General features: G+C 70.3%; 28 protein-coding genes. 21 read left to right on the forward strand and 7 right to left on the reverse strand.

The features are described from left to right. The first annotated feature begins 8 nt into the window (after positions 1 to 8). From OG734_RS09835 to OG734_RS09850, 4 genes are all read left to right on the forward strand, one after another. Positions 9 to 434, forward strand: a complete 426-nt coding sequence (locus OG734_RS09835) for a roadblock/LC7 domain-containing protein (protein ID WP_053746758.1) — start codon at positions 9 to 11, stop codon at positions 432 to 434. Position 435: 1 nt separating this feature from the next. Then, positions 436 to 792, forward strand: coding sequence for a DUF742 domain-containing protein (locus tag OG734_RS09840; protein WP_330287103.1), 357 nt, complete (start codon positions 436 to 438; stop codon positions 790 to 792). After that, positions 779 to 1,384 carry a GTP-binding protein gene (locus OG734_RS09845; protein WP_330287104.1) on the forward strand — a complete coding sequence of 202 codons (606 nt, stop codon included), beginning with the start codon at positions 779 to 781 and terminating at the stop codon, positions 1,382 to 1,384. The genes OG734_RS09840 and OG734_RS09845 overlap by 14 nt, the downstream gene beginning before the upstream one ends. 110 nt (positions 1,385 to 1,494) lie before the next feature. Next, positions 1,495 to 1,938: a hypothetical protein gene (locus tag OG734_RS09850; RefSeq protein WP_330287105.1), complete on the forward strand. Its 444-nt coding sequence runs from the start codon at positions 1,495 to 1,497 to the stop codon at positions 1,936 to 1,938. Between the two features lie 87 nt (positions 1,939 to 2,025). Here the strand turns inward: OG734_RS09850 and OG734_RS09855 are convergent, their stop codons facing one another. Beyond that, entirely contained in the window at positions 2,026 to 2,229 is a 204-nt protein-coding gene (locus OG734_RS09855) for a hypothetical protein (protein ID WP_330287106.1), read from the reverse strand. A gap of 701 nt (positions 2,230 to 2,930) precedes the next feature. On the opposite strand from OG734_RS09855, the gene OG734_RS09860 reads away from it, so the two are divergent. From OG734_RS09860 to OG734_RS09885, 6 genes are all read left to right on the forward strand, one after another. After that, entirely contained in the window at positions 2,931 to 3,986 is a 1,056-nt protein-coding gene (locus OG734_RS09860; protein ID WP_330287107.1) for a LacI family DNA-binding transcriptional regulator, read from the forward strand. 90 nt (positions 3,987 to 4,076) lie between these two features. Then, the gene (locus OG734_RS09865) at positions 4,077 to 5,465 is read left to right on the forward strand and encodes an ABC transporter substrate-binding protein (RefSeq protein WP_330287108.1); all 1,389 of its coding nucleotides are present in this window, start codon (positions 4,077 to 4,079) and stop codon (positions 5,463 to 5,465) included. A gap of 1 nt (position 5,466) precedes the next feature. Next, complete coding sequence (locus OG734_RS09870) at positions 5,467 to 6,348, forward strand: carbohydrate ABC transporter permease (RefSeq protein WP_330287109.1); 882 nt, start codon at positions 5,467 to 5,469, stop codon at positions 6,346 to 6,348. Then, complete coding sequence (locus OG734_RS09875) at positions 6,345 to 7,283, forward strand: carbohydrate ABC transporter permease (RefSeq protein ID WP_330287110.1); 939 nt, start codon at positions 6,345 to 6,347, stop codon at positions 7,281 to 7,283. The genes OG734_RS09870 and OG734_RS09875 overlap by 4 nt, the downstream gene beginning before the upstream one ends. Positions 7,284 to 7,340: 57 nt before the next feature. Beyond that, positions 7,341 to 9,482: a beta-galactosidase gene (locus OG734_RS09880; RefSeq protein ID WP_330287111.1), complete on the forward strand. Its 2,142-nt coding sequence runs from the start codon at positions 7,341 to 7,343 to the stop codon at positions 9,480 to 9,482. A gap of 252 nt (positions 9,483 to 9,734) precedes the next feature. After that, positions 9,735 to 10,142, forward strand: a complete 408-nt coding sequence (locus OG734_RS09885; RefSeq protein ID WP_330287112.1) for a hypothetical protein — start codon at positions 9,735 to 9,737, stop codon at positions 10,140 to 10,142. Between the two features lie 79 nt (positions 10,143 to 10,221). Here the strand turns inward: OG734_RS09885 and msrB are convergent, their stop codons facing one another. From msrB to OG734_RS09905, 4 genes are all read right to left on the reverse strand, one after another. Further along, a complete protein-coding gene (gene msrB, locus OG734_RS09890) occupies positions 10,222 to 10,629 on the reverse strand; it encodes a peptide-methionine (R)-S-oxide reductase MsrB (protein ID WP_330287113.1) in 408 nt (135 codons plus the stop codon). A gap of 68 nt (positions 10,630 to 10,697) precedes the next feature. Further along, positions 10,698 to 12,086 carry a UDP-N-acetylmuramate--L-alanine ligase gene (murC, locus tag OG734_RS09895; RefSeq protein ID WP_330287114.1) on the reverse strand — a complete coding sequence of 463 codons (1,389 nt, stop codon included), beginning with the start codon at positions 12,084 to 12,086 and terminating at the stop codon, positions 10,698 to 10,700. Between the two features lie 162 nt (positions 12,087 to 12,248). After that, positions 12,249 to 12,722 carry an indole-3-glycerol phosphate synthase gene (locus OG734_RS09900; RefSeq protein WP_330287115.1) on the reverse strand — a complete coding sequence of 158 codons (474 nt, stop codon included), beginning with the start codon at positions 12,720 to 12,722 and terminating at the stop codon, positions 12,249 to 12,251. Positions 12,723 to 12,878: 156 nt separating this feature from the next. Beyond that, positions 12,879 to 13,715, reverse strand: a complete 837-nt coding sequence (locus tag OG734_RS09905; RefSeq protein ID WP_330287116.1) for a pyrimidine reductase family protein — start codon at positions 13,713 to 13,715, stop codon at positions 12,879 to 12,881. 268 nt (positions 13,716 to 13,983) lie between these two features. Here OG734_RS09905 and zapE point away from each other — a divergent pair, with 268 nt between their 5' ends. The 9 genes from zapE to OG734_RS09950 all read left to right on the forward strand — a co-directional run bounded on the left by zapE (position 13,984) and on the right by OG734_RS09950 (position 22,872). After that, positions 13,984 to 15,090, forward strand: a complete 1,107-nt coding sequence (gene zapE / locus OG734_RS09910) for a cell division protein ZapE (protein WP_330287117.1) — start codon at positions 13,984 to 13,986, stop codon at positions 15,088 to 15,090. A 198-nt stretch (positions 15,091 to 15,288) separates the two neighbouring features. Next, positions 15,289 to 15,687 carry a hypothetical protein gene (locus OG734_RS09915; RefSeq protein ID WP_330287118.1) on the forward strand — a complete coding sequence of 133 codons (399 nt, stop codon included), beginning with the start codon at positions 15,289 to 15,291 and terminating at the stop codon, positions 15,685 to 15,687. A gap of 74 nt (positions 15,688 to 15,761) precedes the next feature. Beyond that, positions 15,762 to 16,358, forward strand: coding sequence for a carbonic anhydrase (locus OG734_RS09920; RefSeq protein ID WP_330287119.1), 597 nt, complete (start codon positions 15,762 to 15,764; stop codon positions 16,356 to 16,358). An 8-nt stretch (positions 16,359 to 16,366) separates the two neighbouring features. Beyond that, positions 16,367 to 17,836 (forward strand): SulP family inorganic anion transporter, encoded by a 1,470-nt coding sequence (locus OG734_RS09925; protein ID WP_330287120.1) that lies wholly within the window; start codon positions 16,367 to 16,369, stop codon positions 17,834 to 17,836. 113 nt (positions 17,837 to 17,949) lie between these two features. Next, positions 17,950 to 18,741: a slipin family protein gene (locus OG734_RS09930; RefSeq protein WP_330287121.1), complete on the forward strand. Its 792-nt coding sequence runs from the start codon at positions 17,950 to 17,952 to the stop codon at positions 18,739 to 18,741. Positions 18,742 to 18,845: 104 nt separating this feature from the next. Continuing rightward, a complete protein-coding gene (locus OG734_RS09935; RefSeq protein ID WP_330293620.1) occupies positions 18,846 to 20,267 on the forward strand; it encodes a PhoX family protein in 1,422 nt (473 codons plus the stop codon). A gap of 49 nt (positions 20,268 to 20,316) precedes the next feature. Then, complete coding sequence (locus OG734_RS09940; RefSeq protein ID WP_330287122.1) at positions 20,317 to 21,711, forward strand: serine/threonine-protein kinase; 1,395 nt, start codon at positions 20,317 to 20,319, stop codon at positions 21,709 to 21,711. A 68-nt stretch (positions 21,712 to 21,779) separates the two neighbouring features. Beyond that, positions 21,780 to 22,667 (forward strand): PPK2 family polyphosphate kinase, encoded by an 888-nt coding sequence (locus OG734_RS09945; protein ID WP_330287123.1) that lies wholly within the window; start codon positions 21,780 to 21,782, stop codon positions 22,665 to 22,667. A gap of 22 nt (positions 22,668 to 22,689) precedes the next feature. Next, the gene (locus OG734_RS09950) at positions 22,690 to 22,872 is read left to right on the forward strand and encodes a hypothetical protein (protein WP_330287124.1); all 183 of its coding nucleotides are present in this window, start codon (positions 22,690 to 22,692) and stop codon (positions 22,870 to 22,872) included. Here the strand turns inward: OG734_RS09950 and OG734_RS09955 are convergent. Then, positions 22,864 to 23,535, reverse strand: a complete 672-nt coding sequence (locus OG734_RS09955) for an ABC transporter (protein ID WP_330287125.1) — start codon at positions 23,533 to 23,535, stop codon at positions 22,864 to 22,866. The genes OG734_RS09950 and OG734_RS09955 overlap by 9 nt on opposite strands. Then, the gene (locus OG734_RS09960) at positions 23,532 to 24,464 is read right to left on the reverse strand and encodes an ABC transporter ATP-binding protein (protein WP_330287126.1); all 933 of its coding nucleotides are present in this window, start codon (positions 24,462 to 24,464) and stop codon (positions 23,532 to 23,534) included. Before OG734_RS09960 ends, OG734_RS09955 begins: the two co-directional genes overlap by 4 nt. A 55-nt stretch (positions 24,465 to 24,519) precedes the next feature. Here OG734_RS09960 and OG734_RS09965 point away from each other — a divergent pair, with 55 nt between their 5' ends. Continuing rightward, positions 24,520 to 25,260 (forward strand): aminoacyl-tRNA hydrolase, encoded by a 741-nt coding sequence (locus tag OG734_RS09965; RefSeq protein WP_330287127.1) that lies wholly within the window; start codon positions 24,520 to 24,522, stop codon positions 25,258 to 25,260. 85 nt (positions 25,261 to 25,345) lie between these two features. Continuing rightward, positions 25,346 to 25,954, forward strand: a complete 609-nt coding sequence (locus OG734_RS09970) for a DUF4142 domain-containing protein (protein WP_330287128.1) — start codon at positions 25,346 to 25,348, stop codon at positions 25,952 to 25,954. Positions 25,955 to 25,965: the final 11 nt, after the last annotated feature.

The raw sequence follows: 25,965 nt of genomic DNA on the forward strand, positions 1-25,965 counted from the left end.
ACAGAGAAATGACACGCCCCACCCCCGCCACGCACACCGAGCTCGACCAGCTGCTCACCGGACTCGTGGACCGGGTAGCCGAGGTCAACCACGCCGTAGTGCTTTCCGAGGACGGACTGGTCGTCAGCAGGTCCACGGCGTTCCTGCGCGACGACGCCGAGCGGCTCGCGGCGACCGCGTCCGGGCTGATGAGCCTCAGCAAGGGTGTCAGCATGGACTTCCGGGGCGGACCGGTGCGCCAGGCGCTGATCGAGATGCGCAACGGCTACCTGATCCTCACCGCGGCCGGCCCGGGCGCCCATCTCGCCGTCCTGACCAGCCAGGGCGCGGATGTCGGCGTGGTGGCGTACCAGATGAACATGCTGGTGAAGAAGATCGGTGAGCACCTCAGCGCGGCGCCGCGTGCCGGGGTCGCCGGCGCGGCCGGCGAGTGAAGTGAGCGGAAGCGACGCGGCCGGCCGTCTCGTACGGCCGTTCACGCTCACCGGCGGGCGGACCCGGCCCAGCCGCGCCGACTTCACACTGATCACCTCGGTGACGGCGGTGGATCCACAGCCCGACGGGGGCGCGCGGCCGCAGCCCGAGCACGCTCGGATCCTGCGGCTGTGCGCACGGCCCGTCGTGGTGGCGGAACTCGCCGCCCATCTGGATCTCCCGGTGAGCGTGGTCGTCATCATGCTGTGCGACCTGCTGGAGGCCGGCCGGATCACCGCCCAGTCCCCGCGCCAGATCTCGCGCACCACGGACATGGACCTGCTCCAGAAAGTGAGGGACGGCCTTGGCCGGCTCTGACCCGACCCTGAACGGGACCTCGGCGCCCGACACGGTCAAGATCCTCATCGCCGGCGGCTTCGGCGTGGGCAAGACGACGATGGTCGGCTCGGTCAGCGAGATCGTGCCCCTGCGCACCGAGGAACCGCTCACCGCGGCCGGCCTCGGCATCGACGACCTCGACGGCATCGAGGAGAAGAAGTCCACCACGGTGGCCCTCGACTTCGGCCGCATCACCCTCAGCCGGGAACTGATCCTGTACCTCTTCGGTACGCCGGGACAGCAGCGGTTCTGGTTCATGTGGAACGACCTGGCGATCGGCGCGCTGGGGGCCGTGGTCCTCATCGACGTACGCCGGCCGGAGTCGAGCTTCGCCGCGATCGACTTCTTCGAGCGCCGGAACATCCCGTTCGTCGTCGGGGTGAACGGCTTCCACGGGGAACATCCGTACGAGCCGGACGAGATCCGGGAGGCGCTGGCGCTGCCGGAGCACACGCCGGTCCTGCTGTGCGACGCGCGGAACCGGGAGTCGTGCCGGGACGTGCTGATCGCGCTGATCGACCAGTTGATAGCGTCGGCGGCTTCGGGCGGCGCAAGCGCGCACAGCACCTGAGACAGCGTCCGCACAGGCTGCCTGTGGGCAAGCTGTGAGTTCGCTGATTCTCATTCGTCGCTCAGAGTCGCCTCAGGGTCGCCCCAGACGGGGCTTCGATCGTCACTGGCATGAACGAAACGAACGCGAGGGGCGTCCGGCGGCGTTCGGCCGAGATCGTGGTGCCGGTGTACAACGAGGCGCACGCACTCGCCGACAGCATCGGCCGTCCCCACGCCGACCTCGAAGCCTCCTTCCCGTTCCCGTTCCGGATCACGGCCGCGGACAACGCCAACGTGCGGAGCCGCTCGACGGACGACGCGATGACCCTGGCCAAGCTCAAGAGCCTCGTGAAGTCGGGGAAGTTGCACTACATCATCGTCAGCAGCGACACCGGCCAGGGCACCGACTCGGAGATCGCCACCTGGGTGAAGGAGCACGGCACGGCGGTCAACGCCTCGGCGTACAGCTCCAGTTCGACCACCAGCCCGACGACATCGACTTCCACATCGACGTCAACGTCCACGTCGACCAGCAGCGGTCTGTACCGCCTGGACGCCTCCGACGTCAGCTGACCGCCCTGCTCCGCACGTCCCCACGGGCGGGCCACGGGAATTCCTCCGGCGGCCCGCCCACTCATGTCCAGCCGACGCCGCCTCACCTCACAGGCAGTACCGGACCAGCCACTCGTCCTCGTTGTACGCGTCCTTCGCCGGATCCGGCATCGACGCCGGCTGAGCCGCCACCATGTCCTCCAGGCGGATCCGCTCCGGCAGCCGCCCGAAGCGGGCCTGGCGCGCGGCCTCGGCGGTTTCCGTGACCCTCGCTACGGTCTGCGGCACTTCGATCTTCGCTTCGTACGTCATCTCAGTCCCCGTTCGCTTGAGCCGACCCGCGATTCCAGCGTACGTGAGGGTCCGACGCTCCCGCGTGAGTTCAGCAGCCCCGTGAGGAGCGCGGTACAGGCGGGGATGTGGGCCAGCAGCACATGTTCGTCGCGGGTATGCGCTCCCGCCCACCGGGCCTGGGCCGTCCGTGCCGACCACCGTCGTGGCGCACGGCCTCGTCCGGCGGGCCGAGGCGCCGAAGCGCCCACTCTTCGATGGCGGCAAGCCCGGCGGACAGCAGCTCCTTTTCGTCGCTGGGCGTCTCGTACCCCACCAGCGCCCGCGAGGTCGCCGGTCATCTCGGGCAGGGCGGTACGGGCCAGGGTCTCGCTGTCATGCACCGACATGGGCAGTTCCTCGGACGACGGACGACGCCGGGAGACACGGTAGCTACCCAGGAACCCGGCGAATCACGGACGCCGGCCGCCGGTGAAGCCCGCCCCACGGTCGCCCGGCGATCACCGCACGGCCGCGCTACGACCGCCGCACGGCCACCGCACGGACCTCGAAAGTTACGCCGAGATTGCGCGAACCCTTGACGCGGCGGCTCCGACTGCGTAGATATGACTGCGCAGTCATGACAGCGCAGTCAGAACACCGGCGGGCGCTGTCCTACCTTCAGTCCACGGCAGCCGCGGTCATCCTCCGGCTACCGTGGGCAACGACCACCGGGAGTCACCGTGACACGACAGACAGGACGGGGCGCGACCTCGTCGACGCCCCGCAGTGTCGACGTGGCGCGTCTCGCGGGGGTCTCGCAGAAGACCGTGTCCCGGGTCTTCAACAGCGAGCCGTACGTCTCCGAAGACGTGCGGCGCCGTGTTCTCCAGGCCGCCGAGGACCTCGGCTACCGGATGAACAACGCCGCCCGGGCACTCGCCTCCGGGCGGACGAGATCCATCGGCGTGGTGACGCTGGGCACCGCCCTGTACGGGCCCGCGTCGCTGCTCATGGGCATCGAGCGCGCCGTCCGGGACACCGGGTACGCACTGCGGGTCGTCAACACGGTGGAGGGCGACCCCTCGGGCGTCGCCGGTGCCGTCGGCTCACTCCTCGAACAGGGGGTGGACGGCATCGTCGTCTCCGAGCCGATCGACGAAGGCCATGGCAGGGGTGCGGGCCTGGCGGAGCTGTCCGTCGACGTACCTGTCCTGGTCATCGGTGCGCCGTCCCCCTTAGCTACTTCCCGCCCGGTCACCTCGGGCGGCGGTGCGGACGTACTGACCCGGGCCGCCACCCAACACCTGCTGGATCTCGGACATGTGACGGTCCATCACCTCTCCGGACCGCCACGCTGGTTCGCGGCCAGGGACCGGCTCACCGCCTGGCGGGCCGCCCTCGCCGCCCACGGCGCGCCCGAGCCGCCCGTCGTCGTGGGCGACTGGTCGGCCGCCTCCGGATACGCGGCGGGCCGTCAGCTCGCCGCCGATCCCTCGGTGACCGCCGTCTTCGCCGCCAACGACGACATGGCCATCGGGCTGATCCGGGCTCTGACGGAGGCCGGCCGGCGCGTGCCGGACGACGTCAGCGTGGTCGGGTTCGACGACATCCCGGTCGCCGCGTATGTCACGCCGCCCCTCACCACGGTGCGGCAGCCGTTCGACGCCGTGGCGCAGGAAGGCCTCAAGCGGCTCCTGCACGCCATCGAGAACCCGGACGCGGATCCCCTGCCGCCGAGCGACCCACCGGTCGACCTCGTCGTACGGTCCTCCACCGCACCCCCGCCCCACCGGTAGCCGCACCGACAAGAGGCCGGCCAGCCCCACCTGCGGCCCCCTCCCCTGTTTCCCTCTCTCCACTCCCTTTCGCCCCGGCCGGAGTTCACCATGCCCAGAAACATCGTCTCCTCCTCTGCCATCAGCCGTCGTCTCCTCCTCACCGCGGCCGGCGCCGCCTCGCTCGGGGCGGCCCTCACCGCCTGCGGCGGGGGCGGGTCGGACAGCGGATCGTCCTCGTCGAAGCCGGTCAGCCAGGCCGACATCGACAAGGCCATGAAGACCCCGACCGAGCTGACGTTCTGGACGTGGGTCCCTGAGATCGCGCAGGAGATCGCCCTCTTCGAGAAGAAGTACCCGGCGATCAAGGTCAAGGCCGTCAACGCCGGTCAGGGCACCCCCGAGTACACCAAGCTGCGTACCGCTCTCAAGGCCGGCAGCGGCGCCCCGGACATGGTGCAGATCGAGTACCAGGCCATCCCGACCTTCACGATCACCGACAGCCTGCTGGACCTGCGGCCGTACGGCGTCTCCGCTCTCAAGTCGCAGTTCGTCGACTGGACCTGGAGCCAGGTCAGCGGCAGCGGCGGCGAGGTGTGGGCGGTCCCGCAGGACACCGGTCCGATGGGCATGCTGTACCGGCAGGACATCTTCGACAAGCACGGCATCGAAGTCCCCAAGACCTGGGACGAGTTCGCCGAAGCCGCGCGCAAGCTGCACAAGGCCGACCCGAACGTCTATCTGACCAACCTCGCCGCCAACCAGGTGGCCGCGTGGCACGGGTTGCTGTGGCAGGCGGGCGCCAAGCCCTACATCACCTCCGGCAAGAGTGACATCACCATCAGTGTCGACGACGCGGTCTCCAAGAAGCTCGGCGCGTTCTGGGGCGGGCTCGCTCAGGAGGGCGTCATCGGCGTCGAGCCGGACTTCACGGACTCCTGGTACGCCGCGCTCAACAAGGGCAAGTACGCCACCTGGCTCACCGGGGCCTGGGGCCCGGCCTTCCTCTCCGGCTCGGCCAAGGACACCTCCGGCAAGTGGCGGGCCGCGCCGATGCCGCAGTGGGACGCCTCCGCGCCCAGCGCGGGCAACTGGGGCGGCTCGACGACCGCCGTGATCCGTTCCACCAAGAACCCCATCGCCGCGGCCCAGTTCGCCCAGTTCATCAACAGCGACCCCGAGACCGCGAAGATGTTCGCGACGAAGCAGTTCTTCTTCCCGGCCACCAAGGCGCTGCTCGCGGACGCGAGTTACATCGGCGACACGCCCGCCTTCTACGGTGGCCAGAAGGTCAACGAGGTCTTCGCCGGTATCAGCGCCCAGGTCGACCCCGCCTTCCAGTGGCCGCCGTTCCTCGACCAGGTGGCCACCGACTGGACGGAGACCGTCGGCCGCTCGCTGGCCAGAAAGACCGACACGGTCGCCGCGCTCGGGGGCTGGCAGACGCGGATCACCACGTTCGCCAAGAGCCAGGGCTTCACGGTGAAGGCGGCTCCCTGACATGGCCAAGCATCTCGCACGACCCCGGTCGGCAGGCCCGCTGTTCATCGCCCCCTTCATGGTCCTGTTCCTCCTCCTCTTCCTCGCTCCGCTCGGCTACGCGGCCTATCTGAGCCTGTTCCAGGAGAAGTTGGTCGGCGGCACGTCGTTCGTCGGCCTGGAGAACTACCTCACCGCCGTCAAGGACCCGCAGCTGCGCGAGGGTGTCATCCGGGTGGCGACCTTCTTCGTGATCCAGGTCCCGGTGATGCTGCTGCTCGCCCTGCTCTTCGCCCTCGCCCTGGACAGCGGCCTGCTGCGGCTGTCCCGGGTGATCCGGCTGGGCATCTTCGTGCCGTACGCCGTCCCGAGCGTCGTCGCCACCTTGATGTGGGGCTACCTCTACGGCCCCGACTTCGGCCCGTTCGCCCAGCTCAGCGACAAACTGAGCCTGCCCGCCCCGCACTTCCTCACCGACAGCTGGATGCTCGGCAGCCTGGCGAACATCGTGACGTGGGAGTTCGTCGGCTACAACATGATCATCCTGTACGCGGCCCTGCGGACCATTCCGCATGACCTGTACGAGGCCGCCGCACTGGACGGGGCGGGCGCCTGGCGGGTCGCCTGGTCCATCAAACTCCCGGCGCTGCGGCCCGCGTTGACGCTCACCCTGCTCTTCTCGGTGATCGGCAGCTTCCAGCTCTTCAACGAGCCCAACCTGCTGATGAAGATCGTCCCGGACGTCATCGACAGCTCGTACACCGCCAACCTCTACGCGTACACGCTGGCCTTCACCAGCCAGCAGATCAACTACGCGGCAGCGGTCTCCTTCCTCCTCGGCCTGCTCATCGTGATCATCTCGTACGCCTTCCTGCTCACCGCGAACCGCAGGAGGCCCGCGTGACCACCACAACTCCCCCCGCGACCGGAGTGGTTCGTACGACGGCCCAGGCGCCCAAAGCGCCGAAGCGGCGACGCGGGGGACCGGCCGGCCGCCGCAGCACCCCCCTGACGATCGCCATGCTGGCGGTGCTCGCCTACTTCCTCCTCCCCCTCCTCTGGCTGCTGATCGCCTCCACCAAGAGCACCCAGGACCTGATCAACAGCTTCGGTCTGTGGTTCTCCGACACCCCGCAACTGCTGACGAACATCCGCGACACCTTCACCCAGGACGACGGCGTCTTCCTGCACTGGCTGCTCAACACCCTGTTGTACGCCGGTGTCAGCGCCGTCGGCGCCGCGGTCCTGGCGGCAGCCGCGGGGTACGGGTTCGCCAAGTTCCGGTTCCGCGGGAACGGCGCCGCCTTCAACCTCGTACTAGGCGCGGTCATGGTGCCGGCTACCGCCCTGGCCATTCCGACGTACCTGCTGTTCGCCAAGGTGGGGCTGGTGAACACGCCGTGGGCGATCATCCTGCCCTCGCTGGTGAGTCCTTTCGGGCTGTATCTCATGCGGGTGTACGCGCAGGACGCCGTGCCCGACAGCATCCTCGAAGCCGCGCGGATGGACGGGGCCGGTGAGTTCCGGATCTTCCTCCAGATCGTGCTGCGGCTGCTGGCGCCAGGGCTGGTGACGGTGCTGCTGTTCACGCTGGTGGCGACCTGGAACAACTACTTCCTGCCGCTGATCATGCTCAACGACCCGGACCTGTACCCGATCACGGTCGGGCTCTCCTCCTGGGCCGCCCAGGCGCAGAACGGCGGGGCGGGTGCCAGCAGCGACATGCTCGCGCTCGTCGTGACCGGGTCGATGATCTCGGTGGTCCCGCTCGTCGTGGCCTTCGTGCTGCTCCAGCGGTACTGGCAGAGCGGCCTGGCCACCGGCGGTGTGAAGCAGTAGCTCCCGGCCGGTCACACCGGTTGCCCAACTCCCCTTTCTCCCCTGGAGGTTGACTTCATGGCGGTTCTGCCCGCCCGCGTCCTCTTCGGCGCCGCGTACTACCACGAGTACCAGCCCACCCACGGCCGCGAGTTCCGTCCCGGCGAACAGCTCAAGACCGACCTCGATCTGATGGCCGACGCCCGGTTCACCGTGATCCGGGTCGGCGAGTCGGTCTGGTCGACCTGGGAGCCGGAAAACGGGCACTTCGACCTCGACTGGCTGGAGCCGGTGCTCGACGGCGCCCATGAGCGCGGCATCGCCGTGGTCCTCGGCACCCCGACGTACGCCGTGCCGCCGTGGCTGGCTCGCCAGTACCCGGAGATCACCGGCGAGCGGGCCACCGGGCAGCGCATCGGCTGGGGCGCCCGGCAGGAGGTCGACTTCACGCACCCCGCGTTCCGGTTCCACGCCGAGCGGGTGATCCGGAAGATCGTCGCACGGTACGCCGGGCATCCGGCGGTCATCGGTTTCCAGGTCGACAACGAACCCGGCAACGAACTCCTGCACAACCGGGGCGTGTTCGAGCGCTTCGTCGACCATCTCCGGGCGAAGTACGGGGACATCGAGACCCTGAACCGCGAATGGGGCCTCGTCTACTGGTCGCACCGTCTGTCCACCTGGGCCGACCTGTGGACCCCGGACGGCAATGTCCAGCCCCAGTACGACGTCGCCTGGCGGGAGTTCCAGGCCCGGCAGGTCACCGAGTTCATCGGATGGCAGGCCGACATCGTCCGCGAGTACGCGAACCCGGACCAGTTCGTCACCACCTGTATCTCGTACACCCGCCCGGGGGTGGAGGACGACGAGATGTCCGACCGGCTCGACATCGCGTCGGGCAACCCGTACTACGACATGCAGGACGGCCTCGCGCTCCCTGACCGTACGCCGGACGCGCACGCCCAGCGCTGGAAGACCACGGGCGTCTGGGCCCTGTACCAGACCGCCGACTGGATGTTCTCCTCCAAGCAGGCCCCGTTCCTCGTCACCGAGACCAACGCCGGCTCCATCGGCTTCGCGTGGGACAACCGCCCCGCCTACGACGGCCAGTGGCGCCAGGCCGCCTGGGCGCTGGTCGGGCGCGGTGCCAGGATGATCGAGTACTGGCACTGGCACACCCTGCACTTCGGCGCCGAGACGTACTGGGGCGGAGTCATCCCGCACAGCGGCCGACCCGGTCGTACGTACGCCGAACTGGCCAAGCTGGGCGCCGAGTTGGACACGGCGGGTTCTCTGGTCGCCGGTCTCGAACCGGACGCCGACATCACGATGGTCTACTCGACGCCCAGCAAGTGGCTGATGCAGAAGTACCCGCCGCTCGCGACGGGCGACGGCGAGCCGGACGACACCGCCTACCACCGGATCTTCGACCCGTTCTACCGGGGCGCCTTCGACGCCGGCCGGCAGGTCCGGATCGTCCACGCCCGCCAGCTCCACGACCCGAGCGGTGAGCGGGAGAGCCTGACCCCCGAGGAGGCGGCGAGCCGTCACCCGGTCCTGGTCGTCCCGGCGCTGTACGTCGTCGACGACACGACCCTCGACTGGTTCGCCGCGTACGCCCACGCGGGCGGCCACCTGGTCCTCGGCCCGCGCACGGCGTACGCCGACCACGAGGCGCGGGCCCGCAACGAGCTCGCTCCCGGTCGACTGGTGGACGCGGCGGGCGTCGGCTACGACGAGTTCAGCAACCTGACCGCCGAGATCCCGGTGCGTGCCGTACCCGGCGGCCCGCTCCGGCTGCCGGACAGCGCAACGGCGTCGCACTGGGTCGACGGTCTCACCGTCACCGATGCCGAGCCGCTGGTCACGTACGACCACCCGCACTTCGGCCGCTGGCCGGCGGTCACCACCCGCCGCCACGGCGCGGGCCAGGTGACGTACGTGGGCACGGTGCCGGGCCGGGACCTCGCCCGGGAGCTGGCCGGCTGGCTGACCCCCGCCGCGCGCAGTGTCTGGGGGGACCTGCCGGCCTCGGTCACGGCGACCACCGGCACGGCCGAGGACGGGCGGCGCGTGCACATCGTCCACAACTGGAGCTGGGAGCCCGTGCGCGTCACGGCGCCGGCCGACCTGACGGACGTACTGAACGGCAGCCCGGTCCCGGCGGGCACCGAGCTGGACCTCGGCGCCTGGGACGTACGGGTATTCAGCACCAACTGACCTCCGCTCAGGGGCTGTTGTCGTCACGTGACGACAACAGCCCCTGAGCGGTTCCAGAGCACCGACAAGCGCGCGGCACGGCGGATGGTGGAGCGGGCTACACCATGCATTCGGGAGAGCGGTCCCTCGTGGCGGCGGGCGGACGGCGGGATCGTAGTCGGCAGGAGATCACAACGGGGCATGTGCCTGGTCTCGCCTGATCGCCCGATCGCCGAAGCCCTCGTCAACCCATGAAGTGAAGGGACCCTTTCCATGCCCTCGAACCGCCGCCGTGGACGTCGTCGTATCGCCGCCATCGCGACCGCCGCTGCCGCCGTCACCCTGACCGCCGGGCTCCTGACCGGCTGCGAGGACCTCGACAGCTCCCTGGACTGCCTCAGCAACGCCGACTCGATCTCGGACAGCGTCAAGGCGATCCACGAGGCCGGCTGGGACGCGGTGAAGGACCCGTCGAAGACCGACGACTCCATCGACACCATCGACAAGAACCTCGACAAGATCAACAAGGAGACGGACGACAACAAGGTCGACAAGGCGGTCGACGACCTGGACAAGGCGATCGACGACTACAACAAGTCGATCCTGAACGGCGACACGAACCCGGACTCCAGCAGGATCGACGCGGCCGCCGACAGGCTGACGGACGTCTGCACATCGTAGGAACACCACCGGGGCCCTGCCGTCCGCAGACGGCAGGGCCCCGGTCGTCGGTTGCGACAGTCAGTTGCGCTTCCCGTCCTCAGCCCTCGTCGGCCGCCAGCCGCAACGAGATGCTGTTGATGCAGTACCGCTGATCGGTCGGGGTCGGATACCCCTCCCCCTCGAACACATGTCCGAGATGCGACCCGCACCGCGCACATCGCACCTCGGTCCGCACCATGCCGTGGGTCCGGTCCGACAGCAGTTCCACCGCGTCGGTGTCCTTCGGGTCGAAGAAGGACGGCCAGCCGCAGTGCGACTCGAACTTCGTGTCCGAGGTGAAGAGTTCGGCGCCACAGGCCCGGCAGGAGTAGACACCCTTCGTCTTGGTGTCCGTGTACTCACCCACGAAGGCGGGCTCCGTGCCGGCCTGGCGCAGGACCGTGTACTCGGCCGGCGTCAGCTCCGCGCGCCACTGCTCATCCGGCTTTTCGACGTCGTACGACATGAAGCTCAGCCCCTCACTACGAAAGTCACCGCGAAATCACCGCGACAGTCACTGCGGAACCGTGAACGTCACCGTGACAGGCGGTCCAGGATCCGCGGGCCCAGGTCCGTCACGTCACCCGCGCCCATGGTGAGAACGAGATCACCGGGCTTCGCCATTCCCGCGACGGTCTCGGGCACCTCCGCCTTGTCGGACACGGCCGTGACATCGGCGCCCGCGGTCCGCGCGGCATCGATGATCAGCGTGCTCGTCACGCCGGGGATGGGGTCCTCGCGGGCCGGGTAGATGTCGAGGACCACCGACGCGTCCGCCAGCGCCAGCGACTCGCCCATCTCCTTGCCCAGCTCCTGGGTACGGGAGAAGAGGTGCGGCTGGAAGACCACCAGGATGCGCGCGTCACCGACCGCCGCCCGCATCGCCTCCAGGTCGGCCGTCATCTCGGTCGGGTGGTGGGCGTACGAGTCGATGACCTGGACGCCCGCCGCCTCGCCCTTCAGCTGGAGCCGCCGCTTCACCCCCGTGTACGCCGCCAGGGCGGGGGCCAGCTCGCCGGCGGGCACGCCCAGCGCGACGCCCGCCGCCAGCGCGGCCACCGCGTTGTGCGCGTAGTGCCGGCCGGGCACCGAGACCGTGAAGGTGAGCGAGGCCCCGTCCAGTTCGACGGTCACCTCGCTCTTCAGCCCCTGGGGCACGACGGACAGCACCCGCACATCCGCGTCCGCCGACTCCCCGTACGTCACCACCCGCACGGAGTCCGGCAGGCGCCGCGTCAGCTCGCGGGCACCGTCCTGGTCGGCGGCGATCACCAACGTCCCGCCGGGCACGATGCGGCCCGCGAACGTCTCGAAGGACTCGTAGATCTCGTCCATGGAGGCGTAGTTGGCGTGGTGGTCGAGTTCGACGTTGAGGACGATCGCGACCTCGGGCGCGTACTTGTGGAAGCTGCGGTCCGATTCGTCCGCCTCGGCCACGAAGATGTCGCCGTCGCCGTGCAGGGCGTTCGAGCCGGGCGCGTCGAGGTCGCCGCCGATCGCGTACGAGGGGTTCAGTCCCAGCTCACTCAGCGACACCGCCAGCATCGACGTCGTGGTCGTCTTGCCGTGGGTGCCCGCGACCGCGATCGGCCGCAGGCCGTCCATCAGCCGGGCGAGCGCGTCCGAACGGTGGACAACCGGGATCCCCAGCTCCGCCGCCCGCGCCAGCTCCGGGTTGTCCGCCCGGATCGCGGAGGAGACCACGACGCAGGTGGCGTCGTCGGCCAGATGCCCGGCCGCGTGCCCGATGTGCACGGTCGCCCCCAGCGCCCGAAGCGCCGCGGCGGTCTCGGACTCCTTGGCATCACTCCCGGCCACCACGGCCCCACGCTGCGCCAGGATCTTCGCGATCCCCGACATCCCTGCACCACCGATGCCGATGAAGTGCGGTCGGTCCATGGCGATGGGAAGGCCGGGTGCCATGTGTGTCTCCCTGTGCGTGGTGCGTACGGCGGACGTTCGAGGAGTCAGCCTATTGCCTGTGAAACGAGGGTGACCGCATCGCCCTGAGTGGCGCGGGGCTGTATCGATATGCGGCTCCGCCGCGTGGGCGCGACCGGCCCCCACGCACCCGCACCCGGACAACTACGCCTTACTGTGCGAGAACAACTTCAAAACCGGCACCCCCACCTTGTGCCGAGCCCGAGAGGCCCAGTCCCGGTGGAAGAACTCCTCCACGTAGTGGGGATCGGTCAGCACGATGACCTCATCCGCGTCGATCTCTTCCACCAAGCCCTTCAACGCATCGAGCGGATGGTCCTCGACAATCTGCCCGTCCGCCTCGTGCCCCGCCACCCGCAACGCCGCCAGCGACACCTCCAGCGCCCGCTCCGCCGTCGCCGCCGCGTCCTCGCCCTCGGGGGTCTCCCCTTCGTGCGCCGCGTCGTCGAGCTCGCCCAGTGCGATGTCGTCGATGGCCCGCAGCAACCGGTCGGCCTGATCGCCACGGGGCTGGAGCAGCACGTGGAAGGCCACTCCCTCCTCGCCGTGCAAGGTGGTGACGAACTCCACGTCGGCGGACGTCAGGGCCTTCTCGATCATCAGTACGCTTGTGAACACGACAGGTGCCCTTCTCCTCCGTGGGCCGTCCGTAGGCCCCTGCTGAAACCATCCTGCCCCGTGATCGCACGGGGACTGCGAAATTTAGTGTGCCCAGCGAAAGTCAAACGGAACGAGCGATTCCGAATCGTGTCGACACGGGCGGGAACTCACGCGTCAGGAGCGGTGATACCGGCTGAACAAGAAGCCGGCCTCCTCCAGCAACGACACCAGTTCGAAGTGACGGGGAACCCCCACCGAAGGCCCGCCCGAGATCCGCTGGGCGTCCCCGACGGTGAGCATCGGGGAGATCGTCAGGCACAGCTCGTCGAGCACACCGGCCGCCACCAGTTGCCCCAGCAGTCGAGGCCCGCCCTCGGCCAGCAGCCGGGTGTGCCCGAGGTCGGCGAGGGCCTGTACGGCGCGCGCCGGGTCCACGCCCATGCCGTCACCGGCGACGACCACCTGGGCACCCGCCTTCTCGGCCGCCGCGACCCGGTCGGGAGCGGCCGCGGCACCCGTGAGGATCAGGGTGGGAACCAGGGGCGAGGTGAACAACGGGAGCGAGTAGTCCAGTTCCAGACTCGCGCTGACGATCGCGACCGCCGCGACCTCGGCCTGTCCGGCCGCCTCCCGGGCCGCGGTGAACTCCGGACGTGCGCGAACGGGACGGTAACCCTCCTGGCGTACCGTTTCCGCACCGACGAGGACCACGTCGGCCAGTTGCCTCAGGGTGCCGAAGACACGCATGTCGGCGGCGGAGGAGATGGGCTGCGAGCGGCCGTCGTGCTGGGCGGCGCCGTCGAGCGTGGACACCATGTTGGCGCGTAGCCAGGCTTCCTGGCGCCCGTTCGTCCGCTCGGGGTAGGCGTAGGCGGCGGCCAGCTCATCGAGGCTCCACTCCCGGTCGCCCGTCCCGGCACCGCCGGGCGAACCACCGGCACCACCGGTTTCCACGGCCCCTCCCGAGGCCCCGGCAACTGTCTCTTCGGTCACAGGGAACAGGCGTCGCATGCCAGGCAGTCTGGCACGGTACCCAGGGTCTGTCCGGCGGGCCGAGCCCTGGATCGCGAGGCCCGGTGCGCCTGTATGCGGCGTTTGCCCTGGTTACCGGCTCCTTCACTCCCCGCGCTCCCGGCTTCGCTCGGCCGGAGGGACCCCCGCAGGCCGCCGCCCTCCTCCTGCCTGCCGCCGCACACACCGGCCCCCACCCGGCATCGTGTCCGTGCACGGTCGATCCAGACCGGCTGGGCCCGCCGGACAGGAACTAGCATGGTGAACCGTGCCTACCACCCCCGCCGCCCCCGGTTTCGGCCCGATAGCCGACACGGCCCCGCTGTCCCTGTGCGTCCGTGAGCCGCACGTCCCCGCGGACCGGCTGGTCGCCGAGATGGTGCCGCCGCCCCGGTTCGACTCGGTGCGCTTCGGTACGTACATCCCGGACCCGAACCAGCCCAGCCAGACCGAGGCCGTGCGCGTCCTCGACGGCTTCGCGGGCGGGCTCGGCGGGGCCCACGCCGTGGGGGGCGGCAAGCGGGGGTTCTTCGGGTTCGGGAAGGTCAAGGCGCCCAAGGTGCCGGCCGGTCCCCGTGGCGTCTACCTCGACGGCGGTTACGGCGTCGGCAAGACCCACCTCCTCGCCTCCCTCTGGCACGCCACCCCGGCCGAGCCCGCCCTCAAGGCCTTCGGCACCTTCGTGGAGCTGACGAACCTGGTCGGCGCCCTCGGCTTCCAGAAGACCGTCCAGACCCTGTCCGGACACCGGCTGCTCTGCATCGACGAGTTCGAACTGGACGACCCGGGCGACACCGTCCTCGTCTCGACGCTGCTCGGGAAGCTCGTCGACGCGGGTGTCGCGCTCGCCGCGACCTCGAACACCCTGCCGGGCAAGCTCGGTGAGGGCCGGTTCGCGTCGGCCGACTTCCTGCGCGAGATCCAGGGCCTGTCCGCCCACTTCCGCGCGTTGCGCATCGACGGCGAGGACTACCGCCACCGGGGGCTGCCCCAGGCCCCGGCGCCGTACTCCGAGGAGCAGGTGACCAAGGCGGCGTATGCCACCGAGGGCTCGTCGCTCGACGACTTCCCGCACCTCCTCGACCACCTCGCACGCGTGCACCCCAGCCGGTACGGCGCCCTCACGGACGGCCTGAAGGCCGTGTGCCTCACCGACGTGCGGCCGGTTCCCGACCAGTCGACGGCGCTGCGGCTCGTCGTGCTCGCCGACCGGCTGTACGACCGCGAGGTGCCGGTGCTCGCCTCCGGTCTGCCCTTCGACCAGTTGTTCAGCGAGGAGATGCTGAACGGCGGCTACCGCAAGAAGTACTTCCGCGCGATCTCCCGCCTGACCGCACTGGCCCGCGACGCCAAGGGTCTCGTGGAACACGCCTGAGCCTCGCTCGTCAGCCATATGAACTACCGCAGGTCAAGGCTCAGTTCACGTCATCCCACCCGCGCTTTTCAGGCTCTCTTCAGCTTGAAACGTTAAGTTAACCCTGCAAACAACTTCGCAGGGTTAACGTGTTTCTTGACCCGCAGTTGACCAACCGTTGACGAGCGCAAGAGACCGCGAACACCTGGAGGGGGGCGCATGTTCCGAGGTACTACGGCCCGGACCGTGATTTCGCTCCTCGCCGCCGCCCTGCTGGCCCTCCAGTTCTTCGCTCCCACAGCCTCCTTCGCATCCGCGCACACAGTCCGTCAAGCCGAGGCCAAGACCGAGCCCAGAATCAAACCCAGGGCAGCAGCCCAGCGCGACGAGTACGTCACCTGCGGTGATGGCGGCCGCCATCACGACCCGAGCCTGCCTCTGCGCACCCGCGACCGGCATCGCATCGCCGATTCAGGTCCCCAGATACCCGAGCGCCCGCTCCGCGCAGTGGACCCCGCCGCCCCGCACGAACCGGAAACGCGCGTCACGTCCCGCCATCAGGCGCCCAGATCGCTGACCGCGCACACCCCGGCCGCGCTCCAAGTGTTCCGCTGCTGACAGCAGAAGCCTCCCCCCACGCTCTGTCATGTACGTCCGACGCGCCATCGAGGCGCGCCAGGAGGAGTCACCACATGCAGCCCCTCATCGAGAACGCCCGTACCTTCGGTCAGCGCCCTGAGGAGTTCGCCAAGCTGGCCGCAGGCCAGTCCCCCCAGGTCCTGTTCATCACCTGCTCCGATTCGAGGGTCGTGCCGGCCCTGATCACAGGTGCCAGGCCCGGCGAGCTCTTCGAACTGCGCACCGCGGGCAACATCGTTCCCCCGTACGCCTCCGCCCGCCCCACCGGCGAGGCGGCCACCATCGAGTACGCCGTGGAGGTCCTCGGCGTCAGCGACATCGTGGTCTGCGGCCACTCGCACTGCGGTGCCGTCGGCGCCCTGGTGCGCGGCGACGACCTCACCGCCGTACCCGCCGTACGCGACTGGCTCGCGCACGCCGCCGACGACCCCACGGCCGCAGCCACGGCCTCGTCCGCCACCGACGACCCGACGGTCGCCTCGGCCGTCCAGAACCACGTCCTCGCACAGCTGCTGCGGCTGCGCTCCTACCCGTGCGTGGAGCAACGCCTGGCGAAGGGTCAACTGCGGTTGCGCGGCTGGTACTACGAGGTGCACACCGGCTCCGTGCGCGAACACCGCGCCGCCACCGACGCGTTCGAAGCGCTGTGAGGGCCGCCATGTCCATACTTGCCAAGGTCCCCCATCTGCGGCAGGACTTCGCCGCCTCGCTCGTCGTGTTCCTGGTCGCCCTGCCGCTGTGCGTGGGGGTCGCTGTCGCCTCCGGCGTGCCGGCCGAACTCGGCCTGGTCACCGGCATCGTGGGCGGCATCATCACCGGACTCCTGCCGGGCAGCAGCCTCCAGGTTTCCGGACCCGCCGCCGGCCTCACCGTGCTGGTCTTCGAGGCCGTACGGGAGCACGGGCTGCCCGCGCTCGGGGTGATCGTGCTCGCCGCCGGGCTGCTCCAACTGGCCATGGGCGCCCTGAAGCTGGGGCGCTGGTTCCGGGCCATATCGGTGTCCGTCGTCGAGGGCATGCTGGCCGGGATCGGGCTGGTGATCATCGCCGGGCAGCTGTACGCGGCAGCCGGGCTGAAGGCGCCGGCCGCCGGGCTCGACAAGATCACCGGGTTGCCCGACGCCGCCGCGAAGGCCGTGGGGAGCACCAGCGCGCTGGCCTCGCTGGCGGTCGGCGCGGGCACGATAGCCGTGATCGTGCTCTGGCAGCGGCTGCCCAAGAAGGTGCGGGCAGTACCGGGCGCGCTCGCCGCGGTGGTCCTGGCGACCGCCGTCACCCTCGTGTTCAACCTGCCGGTGGGAACCGTCGAGGTGAAGGGCCTGCTGGACGCCGTCCAGCTGCCCGGGCTCGGCGCCTTCGGCGAACTGGCGAGCCTGAGCGTCCTCGGCACGGTCGTGGCGTTCACGCTGATCGCGTCCGCCGAGAGCCTGTTCAGCGCCGCCGCGGTGGACCGGCTGCACGACGGTCCGCGCACCCAGTACGACAAGGAACTGATGGCGCAGGGCGCCGGCAACACCGTGTGCGGCCTGCTGGGCGCGCTGCCGATGACCGCGGTGATCGTGCGCAGCTCGGCGAACCTCCAGGCGGGCGCGCGGACGAAGGCGTCCCGGGTGCTGCACGGCGTATGGCTGCTGCTGTTCGCGGCGCTGCTGCCCGGCGCGCTGGCGCTCATCCCGCTGCCCGCACTGGCCGGCATCCTCGTCCACGCCGGTTGGAAGCTCATACCGGTGCGCGGGGTCGTTTCGCTCTGGCGCGAGCACCGGGGTGAGGCGCTGATCCTGGTGGTCACGGCCGTGGCGATCGTGTCCGTGAACATGTTCGAGGGCGTGCTGATCGGTCTCGCACTGTCGGTGGGCAAGACCGCCTGGGAGGCCTCGCACCTCAAGCTGGAGGTCATAGACAAGGGCGCCGGGCCCATCCAGGCGTATCTGTCGGGCAACGCGACCTTCCTGCGGCTGCCGAAGATCCTCGACAACCTTGAGGCGCTGCCCCAGGACCGGCCGATAGAGCTGGACCTCTCGGGCCTGCACCACCTGGACCACGCCTGCCGCACGGCCCTGGAGAGCTGGGCGGAGCGACACAGCGAGGCCGGGACGGAACCCGTGAGGATGATGACGACCGCGCCATAGCCTCCGCGTACGAGGTTGCCCGGTCCGGGACTCGCCCCGAGCCCCGGACCGGGCATATCGTTTGTTAAGGGTGCCGATCGGCACGTACGGGACGGCTGCGAAAGGTCGTCGTCATGCTTGAGGAACTGCTGGCCGCGGGCGTCGCCGCCGCAAGCGCCGGGCTCGTCTACATCGGGGCGGCGGCACGGGTCGTCAAGCAGTACGAACGCGGGGTCGTCTTCCGGCTCGGCCGCCTCACCGGAGACGTACGGCCGCCCGGCTTCACGCTGGTGGTCCCGTTCGTGGACCGACTGCACAAGGTCAACATGCAGATCGTCACGCTGCCGGTGCCGGCCCAGGAGGGCATCACACGGGACAACGTGACCGTGCGCGTGGACGCGGTCGTCTACTTCAAGGTCGTCGACGCGGCGAACGCGATCATCCAGGTCGAGGACTACCGGTTCGCGGTCTCCCAGATGGCGCAGACCTCGCTGCGCTCGATCATCGGCAAGAGCGACCTGGACGACCTCCTCTCCAACCGGGAGAAGCTCAACCAGGGCCTGGAGCTGATGATCGACAGCCCGGCCATCGGCTGGGGCGTGCAGATCGACCGGGTCGAGATCAAGGACGTGTCCCTGCCGGACACGATGAAGCGCTCGATGGCCCGCCAGGCCGAGGCCGACCGGGAAAGGCGGGCCCGGATCATCAACGCGGACGCCGAGTTGCAGGCCTCGAAGAAACTGGCGGAGGCCGCCGGAGTGATGTCCGAGCAGCCCGCCGCACTCCAACTCCGGCTGCTCCAAACGGTGGTGGCGGTCGCGGCCGAGAAGAACTCGACGCTCGTCCTGCCCTTCCCGGTGGAACTGCTCCGCTTCCTGGAACGGGCGCAGCCCCAGCAGCCGCCTCCAGAAGGGTCACCCGGATGAGGCGCGCTACGCGCGTGGTTCCCGAGGCCCGTAGGGCGTGATACACACGGCAAGGTCACAGTCCTGTCCGCCAGCAGGAAGGTCGCCTCATGTCCGAAATCGATATGCCCGAAATCGATGGTTCCTCAACAGCCGGTCATTCCAAGGCAGTTGACAGCTCGCCCGCCTCCCGACGCCAGGTCCTCGCCCGCACCGGCGCCCTGGGGGCCGGGATCGCCTTCACCGGAGCCCTCTCCGAACTCTTCGCCGGGACGGCCGCCGCCCAGGAGCTGGGGCACTCGGGCTACGGCCCCCTGGTCCCCGACCCGAAGGGTCTGCTCGACCTGCCGAAAGGTTTCCGCTATCGGGTCCTGTCCCGCGAGGGCGATCCCCTGCGCTCGGGCGAGGGACCGGTCCCCTCCAACCACGACGGCATGGCGGCCTTCGCGGGCCGGCACGGCCGCGTCCATCTGGTCCGCAACCACGAGAACCGAGCCACTCCCAGAATCCCGGTCCCGACGGTCAAGGGCCTCACCTACGACCCGATGGGCAAGGGCGGCTGTACGTCCCTCACCCTCGACCGGGACGGGGACGTCCTCTCGGAACGGGTCGCCATCGCCGGTACGGCCGTCAACTGCGCGGGCGGGCCCACGCCTTGGGGCACCTGGCTGACCTGCGAGGAGACCGAGGACAAGGCCGGCACCAACGGCTACACCAAGGACCACGGCTTCATCTTCGAGGTCGACGGGGCCGACCCGCACCGCACCGGCGCCGTCCCGCTCACCGCGATGGGCCGCTTCCAGCACGAGGCGATCGCCGTCGACCCGAGGAACGGCATCGTCTACGAGACCGAGGACGCCTTCCTCAAACCCTTCGGTCTCTTCTACCGCTTCCTGCCCAAGAGGCCGCTGGGCGGGGTCGGTTCACTGCGCGCGGGCGGCCGGCTCCAGGCGATGCGCGTACCGGGAGTGCCCGACCTCTCCTCGATCCAGGAGCCGGGCGCCACCTTCGACGGTGTCGAGTGGGTGGACGTACCGGACCCGCTGGCCGCCCAGACCCCCGTCCGCCTCCAGGACTTCGGCCCGAAGGGCATCACGCACGCGCAGAAACTGGAGGGCTGTTACTGGGGCGGGCGGTGCGTGTACTTCGTGTCGTCGTTCGCCCACGCGGGCGAGGGTTCGGCGGCCACCCACTTCGGCCAGATCTGGCGCTACGACCCCGCCGCGCGCCGCCTCACCCTCGTCATCGTCTTCGGCCCGGACACGGACGTCCAACTGCCCGGCGAATCCCCGGACAACATCACCCTCGCCCCGAGCGGCGGCCTGATGGTGTGCGAGGACGGGGAGGGCGCCCAGCACGTGTACGGCGTGACGCGCAAGGGCACGGTGTACGCGATGGCCCGCAACGCGCAGAACATCGGCACCGAAAGCGCCCCGGAATGGGGCGAGTTCGCGGGCGTCACCTTCTCTCCCGACGGCAGGACGATGTACGTCAACTGCTACACGCCGGGGACGACCTTCGCGGTGCGGGGCCCGTGGAAGCGGTAACGGGCGCCCCCTGAACGGGACATGGCGGGCAGGCCATAACCTGTCCGCCATGAACGTACCGGGGGACGTGATCGACGGCCGGTTCGAGCTGCTGGAGCGGCTCGGCAGCGGCGGGATGGGCACGGTGTGGCGGGCCCGCGACGCCGTACTGCACCGCGAGGTGGCCCTGAAGGCGGTACGGGTCCGGCACGACGCGGCGGCGTCCGACGTCGTACGGGAACGGGTGATGCGCGAGGCACGGGCGCTCGCCCGGCTCAGCCACCCGCACGTGGTGACGGTCCATCAGATCATCGACGACGATCCGCAGCCCTGGATCGTCATGGAACTGGTGCCCGGCGTCTCGCTCGACAAGCGCCTGGAATCGGGCCCGTTGACGCCGGTGGAGGCAGCGCGGATCGGCGGCCAGGTACTGGACGCGCTGCGCGCGGCGCACGCGGCGGGCGTCCAGCACCGGGACGTCAAACCGGCGAACATCCTGGTGCGAGAGGACGGGAGCGCGGTCCTCACCGACTTCGGGATCGCCGCGCTCCAGGGCGCGACGGCCCTGACGGTGACCGGCGAACTCATCGGCTCCCCCGAGTACATCGCCCCGGAACGCATCCGTGGCCCCTCCGACGACCCGGCCGCCGACCTGTGGTCCCTGGGAATCGTGCTGTACGTGTGTGTGGAGGGCGTGAGCCCCCTGCGCCGCGAGACCTCGCTCACGACCCTGGCCGCCGTCCTGGAGTCCGAGGTCCCGCCGCCGTCCCGCTCCGGCCCGCTGGCCCCCGTACTCGAAGCACTGCTCGAACGGGACCCGGCGGCGCGCCCCGAGGCGGGCCGACTGGCGGCGATGCTGGAGCAGGTGGCGACGGGCGGAACAGCGGGATCCGTTCAGCGGACGCTGGCGGCGCCCCGACACATGGCGACCGGCGCGGAGCCACGTAGGGCGGGAGGGCGGCTCCTGCCGTCGCCGAACCGTCGCAAGCGGGTCGTCGGGTCCGCCGTGCTCGCGGTCTTCGTCGCCCTCGCCGCCCTCTTCCTCGCGCCGCGCGTCCTCGACGGGAACAAGACGGACGGCGACTCGGGCCGGGCCTCCGGTACGAGAACCTCACCGGCTCCCTCGCCCGCCGCGGCCGGCCGCTGGATCGCCCAGCTCCACTCCGAGCCGGTCGGCTCCGGGACCGCCGCCCGCGACGCACGGCTCGCCGAGGTCAGGGAGTCCGTGCCGGAGGCGGTGTTCGTGCGCAGCGACACATACGCGTCCCTGCGACCGGGTTACTGGGTGATCTACGCCCCAGGCCCGTTCGCCGACGGCCGGGCCGCACTGGCCTTCTGCCACGAACGCGGCCGCACGACACTGGCCACCTGCCTGGGCCGCTACCTGAGCACCAGCGCCACCGACTTCGCCGACCAGTGCCGCCCGCCCGCCGCCAACCCCACCGGGCGCTGCACGCGCCGGTAGCCGCCGACGGCTGGCGCGTCACGCTCCCGCGCCGCAGGATCGAGGGACCGGACCGGAAGAGGTGCCCCATGGCCGAGAAGGGCTCGAAACAGGACGCCGGGAAGCATACGGAGAGTGCCCCGAACACGCTGAGTGAGCTGTTGCGCGTCCCGGGCGGGGAGCACGTGGACCTCGGCGCGTACGACACCGGGGCCACCCCGGGCGGGCCCGCCGGCAAGGCCGCCGGGCTCGTCGACACCGCTCGGATGGGCGAACGGCTCGCGGACCTCCAGGAGCGCCTGTGGGCGGCGGGCTCGGCCGGGGACCGGCGGCGGCTGCTGCTCGTCCTGCAGGGCATGGACACCAGCGGCAAGGGCGGCACCGTCAAGCACGTCATCGGCCTGTTCAACCCGTCGGGCTGCCGGATCAAGGCGTTCAAGGCACCCACCCACGAGGAACTGGGCCACTCCTTCCTCTGGCGCATCAAAAGGGCCCTCCCGCAGCCCGGCGAGATCGGCATCTTCGACCGCTCGCACTATGAGGACGTCCTGATCGCCCGGGTCCGCGAACTCGTCTCCCGGGCCCAGCTCACCAGCCGCTACAGCCAGATCAACGGCTTCGAGAAGTCCCTCGCCGACGACGGCGTGACCGTCGTGAAGTGCTTCCTGCACATCTCCTACGACCAGCAGCGACGCCGTCTCCTCGAACGCCTCGACAACCCCGACAAGCACTGGAAGTTCAACGTCGGCGACATCGACGAGCGCGCCCTGTGGCCCGCGTACCAGGAGGCGTACGAGATCGCCCTGGAGCGGTGTTCGGCCGACGCTCCCTGGTACCTGATCCCGGCGGACCGCAAGTGGTACCGCAACTGGGCGATCAGCCGACTGCTGCTGGAGCACCTGGAGGCGCTCGCCCCGCAGTACCCGAAGGCGGACTTCGACGTGGCGGAGTCCAGGGCGCGCCTGCTCGCCACGTAGGCGACCGGCCTACGCTGGTGTCATGAGCGAAAAGCACGACGAGCGCCCCGAGCGCGAGGCGCACGAGGACGGAGGCGACGGGCCGCCGTACGCGGAGTGTGTGCTGTGCCGGAAGCCGACCGAGTACCCGGAGTCGCAGAAGGGCATCACCCTCTGCCCGGTGTGTGAATGGCAGGAGGCGCAGCGCACCGCGTGTTCAGGGTGAGCGGCGTGAGGTGAGCGCGCAGGCCACGGCGGTCGCCGCCACCGTGAGCAGGGCTGCCGCAACCAGCGGCAGCAGGGGCACCGGGACGGTGCCCGAGCGCGAGCCGGTCACCAGGGACGTGATCGCCGACTTCGCCGGGGACCCCGTCCCCACCATCGCCAGCAGCGCGCCGAGCATCATCGCGGGCACCGCCCGGCCGGGCGAGCGCAGCAGCGGCCACGTCGTGAGCGCGCCGACGGCCGTGCCGAGCAGGGCGCACGCCAGGGCGGCGAGCAGTCCGGCGGCCCCTGCCGGAAGCGGCTCCACCCGGATCTGGTGGTCGGCGCTCGCCGGGTCGCTGATCAGGGTCACCACGACGGTCGCGGTCGTGCCGAGGGCCGCCGCGGCGGACAGTGCCACCAGGAGACAGGCGAGGTGCGCCCGTCCGGGGCCGGCGGCCGCGGCCACGGCGGCGCGGGCGGCGGGCGGCTCGTTGCCCGCGCAGATCCGCACCAGCCAGGCGGCCACCGGCAGTACGGCCGCCGCGGCGTACCCGAGCGAGTCGAGCACCGGCTGCCCGCCCTGCACCCCGACGCCCAGGAACACCGCGTACAGGATGAACGGCGGCAGCCAGCGCTGCGAACGCACGAGCAGGGCTGCCTGGTAGCGCAGGAGGTGGGTCATCGGCGGCTTTCGTCGGTGGCGAGGGGTGCGTGTGCGGCGGTGTCGGCGGACGTTCCCGTCGTGCCGGGGGTTCCCGTCGCCGCTGGTCCGACGCTCACCACGTGCCAGGGCGGACGGGCCGTGAGCAGGGCGCGGAGCACGACGTCCGAGTGGGTCCGGGGGACGGTGAGCCGGTGGCCGCCCGACGGCACGGCCTCCGCGCTCGACGTCGTCCACTTCAACGCCTCGGCCGGGGGCTGAGCGCCCGGCGGCCCCTGGGCCTCGACGACCAGGTGCGGGCCGGAGGGTTTTGGTGAACCGGCTTGTGCCGTACGGCGGTTGAGGCTGCCCTCGGTCACGATGTACGTCGCGTCGGGCGCCCCCGCCAGGCGGCCTGGGTCGTGGTCGACGAACACCACCGAGGCGCCGGACGCGGTCCGTTCGGCGACGACCCGCTCCAACTCGCCCCGGGCGGCGGTGTCGAGGCCCGTCCACGCCTCGTCGAGGACGAGCAGCTCCGGGTCGGCGAGCAGGGCCTGCGCGACCGCGACCTTCTGGCTGCTGCCCTTCGACAGCTGCGCCATGGGCGTGCGGGCGTATGCGGCGGCGCCGAAGCGCTCCAGCCACTCGTCGGCGGCGCGGGCGGCGGCCGTACGGGACAGTCCGTGCACGGCGCCGAGATGGGTGAGGTAGCCGTGCGCGGTGAAAGGCAGCACCGTTGGGAAGCGTTCGGGGACGTATGCGGTGCGTGGGCGGCCGGTGCGGGTGCCCTCCGTGGGGGCGTCGATGCCGGCGAGCACGCGCAGGAGCGTGGACTTGCCTGTGCCGTTGGCACCCTCGATGCGGGTGAGGGTGCCGGGGGTGAGAGTCAGGTCGACGCCGCGTAGGACCCAGGGGCCGCGTATGCCGTAGCGGCGGCCCACGCCGTCCAGTCGAAGTTCGTGTCCCATACGCCCCCGCCCTCTCCCCAGAGGAACCGATCTTCCGCCTGGCAAACTGAAGGACGTGACCAATGACCCGGCCGTTCCCGGCGACAGCCCTTTCCGCTCCGAGCCTTCCTCACGTGATGAGGCCCCTCAGTTCGTCCTCCCCCTCGTCGCCCGGATCGAGAAGGCCGAACCGCCCGCTCGTACGGACGCGTTGGAGACCGCCGCCCGGGCCGTTCTCGTGATCCTCGGGGACGAGCGGTCGGCCAGTGAGGGTGAGTGGGCGCAGGTCATGCGGGACTGGCAGGACGCCCGGATCCGCAAGGTCGTGCGGCGGGCACGGGGCGCCGAGTGGCGGCGGGCCGAGGCGCTGCCCGGCATCACGGTCACCGGCAAGTCGGCCGAGGTGCGGGTCTTCCCACCCGTTCCGCTGGACGGCTGGCCCAAGGACCTGGCCCGGCTCCAGGTCTCCGGCACCGACCTGGACGACCCGGAGCCGCCGCTCGACCCCGACCCTGCGGTGCCCGTCCTCTGGCTGAACCCTGAGCTGGACATGTCGGCGGGCAAGGCGATGGCCCAGACGGGACACGGCGCCCAGCTGGCGTGGTGGGAGCTGTCGGACGAGGCTCGCGCGCTCTGGCGCGACGCGGGCTTCCCGCTCGCCGTCCGCACGGCGGAGCCGGACCGCTGGCGTGAACTCACCTCCGGCGGGCTCCCTTTGGTCCGTGATGCCGGTTTCACGGAGATCGCGCCCGGTTCGGCGACGGTGGTCGCCGACCATCGTCCCCTGGGCCGCACAGGGTTCAAACATCTTCGTTGAACATCATCGGGTTCCCGCGCGTACCTTCTGTCGCTGGCCATGCAACACCTGCCCAACGACCAGTTGGTTTCCCCGGGAGGCTCCTTTGCCGCGCTTCAACCACTCGGCCCTCGTCATCGCGGCCCTGACGACCACCATTGCCGCACTCTCGTTCCCTGTGTGGTCGTATGCCGACCGCTCCGGCACCGGGGTGGCCAACGTGGCCTCCGGCACGGTGAACACACAGTGGGGTCCGCTGACCGCCTCCGACCGCGACCTGATCGTGCGCGTCCGGCTGGCCGGGCTGTGGGAGCTGCCCGCGGCGGAGAAGGCGATGGCACGCTCCAGCAGCGCCACGGTCAAGGACGCGGCGGACCACCTGCTGGTGGGCCACGCCGACCTCGACCAGCGGGTACGGACCGTCGCGTCCCAGCTCGGTGTGGCGATTCCCAACGAGCCGAACGCACAGCAGCAGGGCTTCCTGGCGCAGATGGACGCGGCTCAGGGGGAATCCTTCGACCGGACCTGGGCGAACCTCCTGCGCTCCGCGCACGGCAAGATCTTCCCGGCCATCGGGACGGTGCGGAACAACACCCGCAACACACTGGTGCGTCAGCTGGCGACGGACACCAACCAGACCGTGCTCGACCACATCACGATGCTGGAGAAGACCGGCGTGGTCGACTTCGACTCCATCGCCAACGGCACGATCTGACACGTGTCGGC

It is taken from the genome of Streptomyces sp. NBC_00576, from assembly GCF_036345175.1.
Classification (GTDB): domain Bacteria; phylum Actinomycetota; class Actinomycetes; order Streptomycetales; family Streptomycetaceae; genus Streptomyces.

What these genes read in the sequence shown, in the direction of transcription:
- OG734_RS09950 (WP_330287124.1), top strand. Translation starts at nt 22,690, where the DNA reads ATGAGCGAAAAGCACGACGAGCGCCCCGAGCGCGAGGCGCACGAGGAC.
- OG734_RS09870 (WP_330287109.1), top strand. Translation starts at nt 5,467, where the DNA reads ATGGCCAAGCATCTCGCACGACCCCGGTCGGCAGGCCCGCTGTTCATC.
- OG734_RS09880 (WP_330287111.1), top strand. Translation starts at nt 7,341, where the DNA reads ATGGCGGTTCTGCCCGCCCGCGTCCTCTTCGGCGCCGCGTACTACCAC.
- OG734_RS09920 (WP_330287119.1), top strand. Translation starts at nt 15,762, where the DNA reads ATGCAGCCCCTCATCGAGAACGCCCGTACCTTCGGTCAGCGCCCTGAG.
- OG734_RS09885 (WP_330287112.1), top strand. Translation starts at nt 9,735, where the DNA reads ATGCCCTCGAACCGCCGCCGTGGACGTCGTCGTATCGCCGCCATCGCG.
- OG734_RS09940 (WP_330287122.1), top strand. Translation starts at nt 20,317, where the DNA reads ATGAACGTACCGGGGGACGTGATCGACGGCCGGTTCGAGCTGCTGGAG.
- OG734_RS09935 (WP_330293620.1), top strand. Translation starts at nt 18,846, where the DNA reads ATGCCCGAAATCGATGGTTCCTCAACAGCCGGTCATTCCAAGGCAGTT.
- OG734_RS09850 (WP_330287105.1), top strand. Translation starts at nt 1,495, where the DNA reads ATGAACGAAACGAACGCGAGGGGCGTCCGGCGGCGTTCGGCCGAGATC.
- OG734_RS09945 (WP_330287123.1), top strand. Translation starts at nt 21,780, where the DNA reads ATGGCCGAGAAGGGCTCGAAACAGGACGCCGGGAAGCATACGGAGAGT.
- OG734_RS09925 (WP_330287120.1), top strand. Translation starts at nt 16,367, where the DNA reads ATGTCCATACTTGCCAAGGTCCCCCATCTGCGGCAGGACTTCGCCGCC.
- OG734_RS09915 (WP_330287118.1), top strand. Translation starts at nt 15,289, where the DNA reads ATGTTCCGAGGTACTACGGCCCGGACCGTGATTTCGCTCCTCGCCGCC.
- OG734_RS09855 (WP_330287106.1), bottom strand. Translation starts at nt 2,229, where the DNA reads ATGACGTACGAAGCGAAGATCGAAGTGCCGCAGACCGTAGCGAGGGTC.
- OG734_RS09865 (WP_330287108.1), top strand. Translation starts at nt 4,077, where the DNA reads ATGCCCAGAAACATCGTCTCCTCCTCTGCCATCAGCCGTCGTCTCCTC.
- msrB (WP_330287113.1), bottom strand. Translation starts at nt 10,629, where the DNA reads ATGTCGTACGACGTCGAAAAGCCGGATGAGCAGTGGCGCGCGGAGCTG.
- OG734_RS09905 (WP_330287116.1), bottom strand. Translation starts at nt 13,715, where the DNA reads ATGCGACGCCTGTTCCCTGTGACCGAAGAGACAGTTGCCGGGGCCTCG.
- OG734_RS09960 (WP_330287126.1), bottom strand. Translation starts at nt 24,464, where the DNA reads ATGGGACACGAACTTCGACTGGACGGCGTGGGCCGCCGCTACGGCATA.
- murC (WP_330287114.1), bottom strand. Translation starts at nt 12,086, where the DNA reads ATGGCACCCGGCCTTCCCATCGCCATGGACCGACCGCACTTCATCGGC.
- OG734_RS09930 (WP_330287121.1), top strand. Translation starts at nt 17,950, where the DNA reads ATGCTTGAGGAACTGCTGGCCGCGGGCGTCGCCGCCGCAAGCGCCGGG.
- OG734_RS09835 (WP_053746758.1), top strand. Translation starts at nt 9, where the DNA reads ATGACACGCCCCACCCCCGCCACGCACACCGAGCTCGACCAGCTGCTC.
- OG734_RS09955 (WP_330287125.1), bottom strand. Translation starts at nt 23,535, where the DNA reads ATGACCCACCTCCTGCGCTACCAGGCAGCCCTGCTCGTGCGTTCGCAG.